At 64.6% G+C, this 10818-nt stretch carries 7 protein-coding genes; all 7 read right to left on the bottom strand.

Features of this window, described 5'->3' with window-relative positions; translation table 11 throughout:
• Nucleotides 1–6 precede the first annotated feature (6 nt).
• A complete protein-coding gene (locus tag HR086_RS39575) occupies nucleotides 7–522 on the bottom strand; it encodes a hypothetical protein (protein WP_174463831.1) in 516 nt (171 codons plus the stop codon).
• A 21-nt stretch (nucleotides 523–543) separates the two neighbouring features.
• Complete coding sequence (locus tag HR086_RS39570; protein ID WP_141644383.1) at nucleotides 544–1632, bottom strand: Mrp/NBP35 family ATP-binding protein; 1089 nt, start codon at nucleotides 1630–1632, stop codon at nucleotides 544–546.
• Nucleotides 1633–1830: 198 nt separating this feature from the next.
• Nucleotides 1831–2433: a hypothetical protein gene (locus HR086_RS39565; RefSeq protein WP_174459123.1), complete on the bottom strand. Its 603-nt coding sequence runs from the start codon at nucleotides 2431–2433 to the stop codon at nucleotides 1831–1833.
• 81 nt (nucleotides 2434–2514) lie between these two features.
• Complete coding sequence (locus tag HR086_RS39560) at nucleotides 2515–2904, bottom strand: hypothetical protein (protein ID WP_174468201.1); 390 nt, start codon at nucleotides 2902–2904, stop codon at nucleotides 2515–2517.
• A 138-nt stretch (nucleotides 2905–3042) separates the two neighbouring features.
• Entirely contained in the window at nucleotides 3043–3579 is a 537-nt protein-coding gene (locus HR086_RS39555; RefSeq protein ID WP_174468200.1) for a hypothetical protein, read from the bottom strand.
• Between the two features lie 334 nt (nucleotides 3580–3913).
• Nucleotides 3914–4327: a hypothetical protein gene (locus HR086_RS39550; protein ID WP_174468199.1), complete on the bottom strand. Its 414-nt coding sequence runs from the start codon at nucleotides 4325–4327 to the stop codon at nucleotides 3914–3916.
• Complete coding sequence (locus HR086_RS39545) at nucleotides 4324–10686, bottom strand: RHS repeat domain-containing protein (protein ID WP_217442129.1); 6363 nt, start codon at nucleotides 10684–10686, stop codon at nucleotides 4324–4326. The genes HR086_RS39550 and HR086_RS39545 overlap by 4 nt, the downstream gene beginning before the upstream one ends.
• Nucleotides 10687–10818 lie beyond the last annotated feature (132 nt).

The following is a 10818-nucleotide window of genomic DNA, read 5'->3' as shown; positions in this document are numbered from 1 at the left end:
CCACCACTACTCCTTCTTGGAACGCTTGGAGCCGGGGCGGCGGGCGTTGAGTTCGGAGATGACGACGCGCGCGGTGGGGGCGGCGGTCTTCTCCTTCTTGGGGCGCGGCTCGGTGTTCTCGGGCTCGTCGGCGCCCATCTTCTCCGCCTTGTCGGGCGGGACGAGTCGGACCTGGGCCTTGATCTCCAGCGTCATGCCGGAGACGAGCTTGAGGAACTCGTCGCGGAGCTTCTCGGACTGGAGGAAGCGGCGGAGTTCCTCGGTGATGGCGCCGGTGACCTCGTCCTTGGTCTTCTCCGCCTGGGAGAGGATGAAGCCGAGGGCTTCCTTGGGGAGCTTGAGCTGCCCCGCCAGGTTGCGGATGCCCTCCTCGGTCATGAAGAGGGCGCCCAGGCCGGCGACGGCCATGCGACGGACGAACTCCGGAACGAAGCCCGCGGGACCGGAGCGGCCTTCGCGGCCGGAACGGTCCTCATCGATCAACGGGTCGTCGGGGTAGTCGTCATTGCCGACTGGGGGCATGCAGCGTCTCCTGGGTGGTTGTCAGCGGGCCTGCACCACCGGCAGCGGCATGCTCTTGGCGCCCTGTGCGGACACTCGACCCGCGATGTTGCGAGCGACCTCCTGGAAGGCCTTGGCCTCCAGGCTGTCCTTGGCGCCGATGACCACCGGTACGCCCGAGTCTCCCGAGACACGCACCTTCAAGTCCAGCGGAACCTCTCCGAGGAACGGAATGCCGAACATCTCCGCGGCCTTCCGGCCCCCGCCGTGGTTGAAGATGGGGGTGACGTGCGAGCAGTTCGGGCAGACGAACTGGGACATGTTCTCCACGATGCCCAGCACGGGGATGTGGACCTTGTCGAACATCTGCTTGGCGCGGACGACGTCGGCCAGGGCCACGTCCTGCGGCGTCGTGACGAGCACGGCACCCGCGGCGCGGATGGACTGGGAGAGCGACAGGGCCACGTCACCGGTGCCCGGGGGCAGGTCGAGCACGAGGTAGTCGAGCTCGCCCCAGTTCACGTCGCGCACCAACTGCATGAGGGCGCCGTGGAGCATGGGACCGCGCCAGATGAGGGCCTGGTCGGCCTCCACGAGGAAGCCGATGGACATGACCTTCATGCCGTGGGCGATGAGCGGATCCAGCGACTTGCCGTCGGGGCTGACCGGCTTCTTCTCGCCCAGGCCCGTCATGAGGGGGATGGAGGGGCCGTAGAAGTCGGCGTCGAGCAGGCCGACCTTGGCGCCATGCTGAGCGAGGGCGGCGGCGAGGTTGACGGCGACGGTGCTCTTGCCCACCCCGCCCTTTCCGGCGCCGACGAGGATGATGTTCTTCACCTTGGGGAGCAGGCCGCCGGGGGACGGAGCGCCGCCGCCGGAGGAGCGGACCTGGGCGCCCCACTCGATGTCGAAGGACTTGAGGCCGGGGACGGCCTTGAGCGCGGCCTCGGAGTCGGCCTGGATCTTCCCCTTCATGGGGCAGGCGGGCGTGGTGAGCTCGATCTTGAGTTTGACCGTGTCGCCGCTGACGCGGATGTCCTTCACCATCCCCGCCTTCACCAGATCCACGTGCAACTCGGGATCGATCACCTTGGACATCGCCGCGAGGATGCTGGCCTCGGTAACGCTCATCGGGACACCTGAAACCTTTGGAAAACGGGCGCTTGGGCGCCCCTCAGCGGGCGCGGAACATGCCAGCCCCGGGGGGACTGTCAACGTCGTTTAACGCTGGGTGGACGCGGACGCACCCTGGCGACGGCCTGGAGGGCTGGAGGGTGTTGGCGGGCTGAAGGTGTCTATCAGGGACACTGCGTGTCGGGGTCAGCGGGCCTATTCGAGCGCGGAGAGCCGGTATTCGCCGTCCTCGAGGACCAGGAGGACGGCCCGCTCGTCGCCAATGGGGAAGACGGCCTCACCGGCGCCGACTCGGACGTGCGTATTGAGAGCGAGCCGGGCGCGGCGCAGGCGCTCCTTGGCGAGGGGGTCGCGATCAAAGTCCTCGCGGAGTCGCTCGGGGGTGTAGCGGGCACGCAGGGGCGCGGCGAGCAGGCTCCAGGCCGTCTTCCAGTCCTTCGCGTCGGAGGCATCCAGGAAGCGCCGGAGGGCGGCACGGGGGACATCGGCGGGACGGGCTTCGACGATGCGCCAGTCTTCGCCGGTACGAGCGAGGGTCAGGGAGGGAGCGCGGGCTTCGAGGACGGCGGCGCCAGCACGGACGGCGGCGGCACGTTCGCGGCGGGTGGTCTCGTCGGAGTAGCGCTCCAGGAAGGCGACCTGCCCTTCCGGACCATCGGTGGTGAGGGCGTAGGCGTCCTGGAGGCGGCCTTCGTCCAGGGCGCGGGCGTAGGACTCCGCGACGGAGACGGGCTCACGCGACGTGGTGGCACAGGCCGGAGCCAGGAGGAGGCTACCGATGAGGACGGTCCGCTTCATGGGGCGCGGAAGGTAGCACGGGGACGTAGTCGTAAGCCGCGCCCCCCCGTAATAGGCCCGTTCGAAATCCCGCATGTATTCCTAAACACGAATTGGGGACACCCACTTCTCAGCAATCTCCTTCACGATAAGAACCCGTTCAGACTCAGGAATCGATGATCGCCACATAAGGAGAGACCCATTCAACTCAAATAATTCCGAAAACAAACCATCACCATCCAAGAGCATCGAAACTGCTTCGAACGGTGCCGCCCTCCTCCCCTCTGTGCTTTCAAACTTCTTGGCATCCTTCTCTCGTCCACCTCGCCCAATATAGCGGAGCCAACCAAGAATAGCAGTCAGCGCCTGACGCAACCTGCCCCTACCGCAGCGCTGATCTGCCGCCTGCAAAAACTCGGGAATCTCGCCACCATTGAGAAACCGCGCAGACGCAAGCAGCCCTTCAAGAACCCGAGCATAATCATTCCCCATGAATCACCGCCCACCATTGAGATAATTCTCTATGACATACTGCTCGATTTCATGGTCGCTCCCCAGGATGAGAGTCTCCTCTTCGCCAGCCATGACCTTCTGGAAATCCGCTTAATGTTGAAAGGCTGAGGGTTCCCCTCATCGCAGCATGAGGAGGCTGCTCTTTGGTAGGGCTGCTGCTGGGGTAGCCGCGAAGCCAGTTGAACGGACGGGCCTCGAAGAGGACGGTTCGCGGATGCGCGAGCATCCATTGAGCCCGGAAGTGTAGCTGCCCGTGTAGCCCTGCGTGTCGACGAGCTCCTCGTAGATGGCGCGCCCGTTGCGGCCCACCTCCAGCCGCTGCCGCACCAACTCGACGTAGGGCGCGACGATGCTCGCCGACATGTGCCGGACTCCGGCCCGGCCGCGCGGCATGGAGTCGGTGGTCCCCTCATTGGCCGGTTTTGCTCCGGCACCCTCGGCCTCCGGCTCGCTCACCTCGGTGGTCCCCTCATTGGCCGGTTTTGACTTACCCCAGCGGCGCGGCGGCCGGATGCCCACGCCCGCGGCCCTCAGGTAGCCGCTGGCCGTCTCACGGCGCACCCCCGTCGCGTCCTCGATGCGCCTCAGACTCCAACCCAACCGCCCCAGAGCGAAGACCTGCTGCTGCTTCTCGTCGCTCAAGACGTTGCCCATCCCCCGGGCGGACTCCACGTCCTACCCGGGCGTCAACGTCTCGGCCCTCCCCATTGGCCGCTTTTCAGGGGACCTTCATTGGCCGGTTTTCGGTGACCACTGAGGATAGGCGTCCTTAGCGCCAGAAAAGTCGCCTTCCTCATACTTCTTCTCCGCCTCAAGTATTAACAGCTTTGCTCGGGACATCGAATCACCTGTTCTTCCTTGCGTCCCCGTACCCCTCCCGACCAACCACACACTATTCGGGACTTGACCTACGAGCTGCCTCACTCACGTTGGCAGAGAGGGATCGGCTCAATCGGTCCCCGCTGTCAGAAGCTGTTCCTTCTCCAGTTCATTGGGCGTCTGGAAACTCCATGCTGGATTCCAGTCCCAGGGCTGTCGCCTTCTGTTCCAGATCCTTGGCCTGGCTTCGAGTAATCTCCTCAAAAACCCATTCGTTCTTGACTCTCAGCAGAGCCAGGGCTTCCGGAACAGACTTAGCCTGGAGGTCGGGCGCTAGTTGACGCAATGCGTGCGTCTCTTTTGCTCCTGCCACCTTCCCGCCCCAGCGCACCCGCAGCTTTCCTCGCGGACCAAGGGACTTGATAAATTCATCAAGCCGAGGGGTCACCACGCCGACCACTTCAAAACCGCAAGACACACATCGATACGTCTCCACGGGACCTTCCGCCTTAACAAGCTTCAGCTCCCCATTGCACTGCCGACATCGTGGAGTCTCCTCCCAAGAACCGTCGCTCTGATTCATGGCATTTCTCCTGGAGGCACATTCTGATAAGCCTTCTGGGTATTAATCTGACGCCATATATCTTCATCCATCGACAACGCTTTGCGATCAACTCTGGACTGCCACTTGTACGCCTCAAATTCATGCCGCCGCGTGTATGTCGATGGCGTCAGTCTCTGCAAGTAATGCTTCGCCTCATGCGTAGCCACACCTGCCGCCTCGGTCGGACTTCTTGGCGCATAAACATGGAGTTCATTCGTACCATACGGCTGGATTCCGGCATTTCCTTTCCCTGATGGATCCTTGAGGAACAGCCGAAGCTCCACGTTCTTTCGCTTGATGAGCTTCGCGGTTGCAGCTCCTTCCACGCTACCACTTTGGCGAAGGGCCCTCATGACGCTCTCCTTAGTGACCGCCGTTCCTTCGGCCGCAAGCTTCCCCCGGTGCGCGACACTCGCTGGCCCACTTAGCGCCGTCGCTCCCGTGGCAACATCCTCTAGCGCTATCGCTGCCCCTCGGCCGAGCACCCTGCTCGCAACGACTCCACCCGCTTCGGCTTTCAGGAGTTCTAGCGAGACGGCCAATACAACTCGCGCGCCTGCTTCGGTCCCCTGGATAGCATGCTCCACCTGTCGATTGTGGTCGCGAGACGCCTTTGACTCTGCCGAGTCCAATGCATTGATGTAGCGACCATCCGAAGTCCACCGACTACGTGGGCCCTGAAGCTCCGATTGCCACTGAGATCTGAAGTCGTTGAACTCCGCAATTTCGATTGCCTTGGGCTCTGGCTCCGACATCCGGTAGGGGGCCTCAATGGGACCAATCGGCTCCAGACCCAAGTTCTGACGAGTATCACGATAGACATAGTGCGCCTCATTCGCCACGGCGTACGCAGTCCCCACAACACCGCGTCGAACTTCCTCTGCGAGACGCAGCCAGCATTCTGATGTCCACACGCATTGCCCACTCGGGTCCACGTACCGCAGCGGATTGAGATGGGCATATGCGTACCTATGCAGGCTGAGCGCATCGTCCAGCTTACCCTCATACGAATCGCGGCTGATGAAGATGCCAAGCTCCGAGTCGTAGTACCGGGCTCGGGCATAAGTGAGGCCCGTCTCCGAGTCGTACTGGTGCCCCGTGTAGCCAAGCTTGAAATCCCACTCCGAAGGCTCCGTGCCACTGCGGTGGTTTCCCCAGGCATCGTACTGGCGAGCAGCCACCACACTACCGCCGGTGGACAGGGCATCCGTCACACTTCCCAGCGCATCCGTGCCGAGGAAGTTTGTCGTGGTGCTGCTTGCCACCTCGCTGACGGCCAGCGGCCCCTTGCCATAGTGGTAGCGTCGCCTCGTTGGGTGGCTCGACTGATAGGCGTCGACCTCCTGCAGCACGAATGCGTCGTCCAGCACGTACTCCACGTTCTCCGTTGCCGTGCGCCGCTTCGTGCGCTGCAGGTTGGCGTCGTAGTCATACCGCCCCACCTCCACACCGCCCGCGTACACCGCCGTCAGAGTGTTGCGGATGTCCCACGTCAGCTGCCGCGTGATGCCCTGCTTCTGCCGAGTGACGAGGTTGCCGTTGTTGTCCCAACCCAACGTCACATTGCGCGAGGCGTCCTTCGTGTCCGTCTGCGACAGCGCCCGGTCCGCCCTGTCGAAGGCCACTGTGACGTCTGCCAGCATGTCCGCAGGTGACAGAGCGAAGAATGCTGCCGCGGTGAGGGCCGCCACGGCCGAGGCCGGCGCCTTCCTCTCGCCCAGGCGGTTGCCCACCGCATCTGGCCGGTACAGCGTCGCCTGGCCCTCCGGATACTTCACACCCACCAGCCTGTCCAAGGCGTCATACCCGTATGTCGTGGACTCGGCCGCGCCCAGCGCCTGCGTGGTGGGGCTGGTACGCTGCTCCGTCTGAGACGACCGGTTGCTGTTGGCGTCGTAGCCGTAGCCATACCGACTCACCACGGCAGCAGACGTGTCGCAGGCGTCCGAAATGGCCCCCTTGGCGGTGACGACGTCCGTGAGGCGCCCCGCCGTGTCGTAGCAGCGTCGCTCCTCGACTCCGTTGGGGTAGTTGGTGCCCTTCAGCAGTCCGTCTGGCCAATATGCGTACGTGGTGACAGCCGCCCCCAGGGTCGCGGTGCGCACCCTGTCCAGCGCGTCGTAGACGTACACGGTGGCTACACCATCCGCATCCTCCACCTGCTGGCGGTTACCCTTCGCGTCGTACCCATAGTCGACGCGCTTGCCGTCATAACGCAGCTCCTCCTTCAACCTGTTCAACCCGTCGAAGGTGCGCACCGTGGTTTCCACCACCGTGCCCGACAAGGCCTGCTTCGTCTCCACCACCGACGTCACGCTGCCATTGCCGTCGTAGTCGTACTCCTCGCTGTCCACCGAGGGTAATTCGCGTGGCTGCTTGTGGCTCAGGTACGTCCGCGTCTCAAGCCGGTGGAGGACGCCATGCGTCTCCAGCGTCAGCTGGCCTTCCGCGTCCTGTCGCGAGGAGACATTCCCTTCGGCGTCATAGCCCGTATGCCAGTGCAGCGTATTCGCGCCTTCCGAGCCCGGCACGCTGCCGCGCTGCTGAGGCGTCAGCCGCGCATGCGCGTCGAGGTGCTGGTACTCATCCGTTCTGCGATTGAGGTCGTCATAGGCATACGTCGTCAGGTTGCCGTTGGCATCCTGCTTCGCTACCAGGTTGCGCTGCGCGTCGTAGACAAAGGAATAGACGCCTTCCAGCGCGTCCTCCACAGACAGCAGCTTGCCTTCCTCGTCGTACGCGTATCGCGTGACGAAGCTGCCCGTACAGGCATGAGACCTCACCGCCGCCCCGTCCAGCCCGCCCGCCGCGCCATGCGCCAGCGTCGCGCCGCCCAGCGGCCGCTTCTCGCACTCCTTGTTGCCAGCCGCGTCGAAGGCCCGCGACGTCACATGGCCCAGCGCATCCTCGCTGCGCACCGCCCGGTTCAAGTCGTCGTATGTGTGGCGCACGTCGTACGCCACACCCGTCTCCCGGGCACTCTTCACCTCCAGCACGTTGCCCACCGCGTCGTACTTCGAGGTGGCGCGCGCGGCCTCCGCCGTCCCGAGGCCCTGCGTCGACTCAAGAAGCCGGCCCACACCGTCATACACGGACTCGGTGACGTGTCCGTTGGCGTCCGTCACCCGTGTGGCGTGGCCGGTGGCGTCGTACCGCGTCTCGCGGGTTTGCGTGTCCGCCCCATCGCTCCGGACGGTGCGCTCCTCACGGCCCAGGCCGTCCGCGTAGCGCACTTCCGTCGCGACGCCGCGCCTGTCGCGCAGCGTCTGTGTCTTTGCCACGTCGTCGTACTCATGACTCTGCGTATAGGCGACAGACGTGGACAACAAATCGAAGTCCCGCTGGAAGCGCAGCCGGTTGGCGGCGTCATACGCGTATGTCGTGACGTAGCCCTTCCTGTCCCTCTCCTCGCGCTTGTTGACGTAGTCGAAGCGGGCGTCCCTCGCGTGGTCGAGGGCGTCCACCGTCCGCACCTCGCGGCCCAGCGCATCGAGGTACCGCCGCGTCACGTGGCTTCGCGCGTCCGCTTCTTCCACCTGGACAAGGCCAGCATTGGGGACGTCGACGTAGGTCCGCGCCGTGCGCGTCAACTCCTGCCCGCCTGCGGAGAGGCTCTCCACCAGCACGTCTCGCGTCGGACGTCCCAGCACATCGAAGGAGGCCTTCCGCTGAATTCCGCGCCCGTCCACTTGGACGATGACGTGTCCCTCTCCGTCATAGGTGAAGGACTCCGTCACGCCCATGGGGAGTTGGCGCAAGGTGCGGCGGTTGAGGCCATCGAAGACCTCCTCCGTGCGGCGGCCCAGTGCATCCACCACAGCATTTCGATTGCCGTTAGCGTCGTACTCAAACTGAGCGAGGAGCCCGAGGGCGGGCCCCGCACGCGCGTCGTCAGGGCTTCGCGTTAGCGGCGCGGCACCATCATCCACCACCTGGGTGAGGACGCGGTCCAAATCATCCAACTCCACAGTGGTGACGAAGCCACGCCTGTCGCGCGTGTGTATCCGGTGCTGCGCGTCGTCATAGCGACTCGTCTGCGTGTACGTCCACGCCGCGGGCGTGGCTCCCTCGCTTCTCGCCACTGTCTCCGTCACCACCAAGGGGCGGTTGAGGCCGTCATACGTGGTAGCGCGCGCCAGGTGCACCGTCGAGCCCTGCCGGTTCTCCACCAGGGTGACGTTGTCGTTGCCGTCGTACTCGCGGCGCTCCTCCCGGTCCACCGCGTCCACGGTGGAGGTGCGCCGGTTGGCGAAGTCATACGCGTACGTCGTCGTGTGGCTGTTGCCGTCCGTTTCCGAAAGGAGGTTCCCCGCCCGGTCATAGCGCCGCGTTACCTCGTACCGTCGCAGGGCAGACGTCGTAAGAGACTCGGACGGTACCTCGGGCGTCCGCATGCCCACCACGCGGTACAGCGAGTCCAGCCGGGACTCTGTCCGGAAGCCGTGTTTGTCCTCATCCCAGACACGGTTGCCTGCGGCGTCATAGCCATAGCGGGCCACCATGCCGGAAAGACCCACCTGCGTGGACGCACCACTCTGAGCCTGGAAGCGAGCTGCGTCCCGCACCGCCACCGTCACTGTCGTCGGCCGATCGGAGAAGTCATACGCCGTCTGTGTCGCGACTCCGCGCCGGTCCACCACCTCGGTCCTGTTGCTGGTCTCGTCGTAGAGGTAGGACGTCTGCAGTGCCGTAGTGAGGTTTCCTCCGGACTCCGTCACATCCTTGGTTCGGTTGAGGCCGTCCAGAACAACCTGGCGAGTAAGGCCCAGACCATTCGTCTCGACCTTCACCTGCCCGCCAGCGTAGTACTGGTACTCTTCCGTCAGGCCCAGGCCCTTGCTGTTGCGTCGCTCGCTGCGCACCATGCGGTCCAGCCCATCGAACACTCGGTGCGTCTTGTGCCCCAGCGTGTCCGACTCATCCTCCAGACGGCCGCGCGCATCATACCCAGACGTTGTCTCAATGAATCTTCCGTCGGACGTCGGCGTCCGCTTTTGCGTCGCATGGCCAGATGCGTCATACGCGAGAATGGCGACGGCATTCCCATTCCCGTCGATAACCGCCGACACGTCTCCCTTCTGCGCGCCCATTGGGCAACTACCACCGCCCACCTGGCAATACCGCTGGCTCGTCACGATGTCCTGGGGTGACGTCATCACCGTGGCGGCCAATTCGAGGCAGCCCGCCTCTCCGAGAAGCGCGGAACTGGCAACGGGTGTGGCCAAGGCGCGGGTCTCCAATGGAAGGCCCGTCCCAATAGGTGTCACCGTCCTGGGGTCTGTCCCGGACGAATCCACGGTGATTCGAGTCACCCGTCCTTCCGCGTCAATGCGACAGATCGGTGCGCTGAACGATGCATCGAATGCCCAGCGCTCCACCACCGCGGGCACGGGCTGCCCTTCTGCGTCACGCACGGGCTCCGTCCCCACCAGGTCCTCGCCTGATGGCCCAAGCACCGGCGTCTCTGTCCTGCGCTCCACCATGTTGCCAAAGTCGTCGTAGCGGAACCGCGTCACGCGGCCGCGTGCGTCCTCCTCGCTCGCCTTGCGGATGTGCGTGACATCCCAGGCGGTGCGGGTCCGAGCAACCGCCGCTCCGCTCAGCGGACGCTCCACCTGCGCCGCTGAGCCGTACGGGTTCAGCCGGTACACCGTCTCCGGAACGTCCGGCCTTGGCCCTTTCACCCGCGTCGCATAGGTCCTTACGGGCTGACCGAAGATGGGCTGCGTGTTGGGCTGAAGCGTGTAGACGAACTCCGTCGTGGCGCCTTCCGGCTCCAGGACGCGCTTCACCCGCTCACGCTTGTCGCCAAAGCGCAGGTAGTCCGACTCGCCAGGAAGGGTATCCGACGCGGTGTAGTACTCGTACCGCGTCGTGTTTCCGTTCGGATCCGTGGATGCGACGAGGTTGCTGTTCAACCGCTCGTCGATACTGTCCAGGTACGCGAACGACTCTTCCCGGAGCACTTCAGCAGATGCGTTCGCGCAAGACCCATCCAGGCGCTTCGATCTCGCGAGGTTCGTGCGGGCGTCGTACGCAAACAGCAAACAGACCTCGAGCGAAGTCGCCGTCCCATCGGCCGGCAGGGGCGCCGGCGCAGACGGGTTCATCATCAACTCCACGTTGGCCAAAAGAGCCCGGGGTGCACCCGGCAGGCGCTTGTACGCAAACTGCAAGAAGCGCTGTGCCCCGGCCTCGTAGACGCGCGTCACCTCTCCATCTTCTGCGGGCCCGCCGTACTCCAGCGTTGCCCGATTGCCCGCGGCGTCCGTCACTGAGAGCAATCGGTGACGCGGCGGGCTGGCAAAGGTGTCCGCCTGCCCATAACGGTATTCCATTCCTGCAGGCGCACGGAACACGAGCTGCTCATGCGGCATCCCGCCCACCTGGACCGTCTCCCGACGGAACGTGCCGTGATAGCCACGCTGTCCCGTGCAAGCCCCCGTGCCGCCACACGTGAAGACCTGCCC

Origin of the sequence: Myxococcus sp. CA039A, assembly GCF_013336645.1 — a bacterium.
In the GTDB taxonomy this organism is placed as follows: Bacteria; Myxococcota; Myxococcia; order Myxococcales; family Myxococcaceae; genus Myxococcus; species Myxococcus llanfairpwllgwyngyllgogerychwyrndrobwllllantysiliogogogochensis.
This window is presented reverse-complemented; position numbering and strand designations above follow the sequence as displayed.

What these genes read in the sequence shown, in the direction of transcription:
- HR086_RS39575 (WP_174463831.1), bottom strand. Translation starts at nt 522, where the DNA reads ATGCCCCCAGTCGGCAATGACGACTACCCCGACGACCCGTTGATCGAT.
- HR086_RS39570 (WP_141644383.1), bottom strand. Translation starts at nt 1,632, where the DNA reads ATGAGCGTTACCGAGGCCAGCATCCTCGCGGCGATGTCCAAGGTGATC.
- HR086_RS39565 (WP_174459123.1), bottom strand. Translation starts at nt 2,433, where the DNA reads ATGAAGCGGACCGTCCTCATCGGTAGCCTCCTCCTGGCTCCGGCCTGT.
- HR086_RS39560 (WP_174468201.1), bottom strand. Translation starts at nt 2,904, where the DNA reads ATGGGGAATGATTATGCTCGGGTTCTTGAAGGGCTGCTTGCGTCTGCG.
- HR086_RS39555 (WP_174468200.1), bottom strand. Translation starts at nt 3,579, where the DNA reads ATGGGCAACGTCTTGAGCGACGAGAAGCAGCAGCAGGTCTTCGCTCTG.
- HR086_RS39550 (WP_174468199.1), bottom strand. Translation starts at nt 4,327, where the DNA reads ATGAATCAGAGCGACGGTTCTTGGGAGGAGACTCCACGATGTCGGCAG.
- HR086_RS39545 (WP_217442129.1), bottom strand. Translation starts at nt 10,686, where the DNA reads ATGGAATACCGTTATGGGCAGGCGGACACCTTTGCCAGCCCGCCGCGT.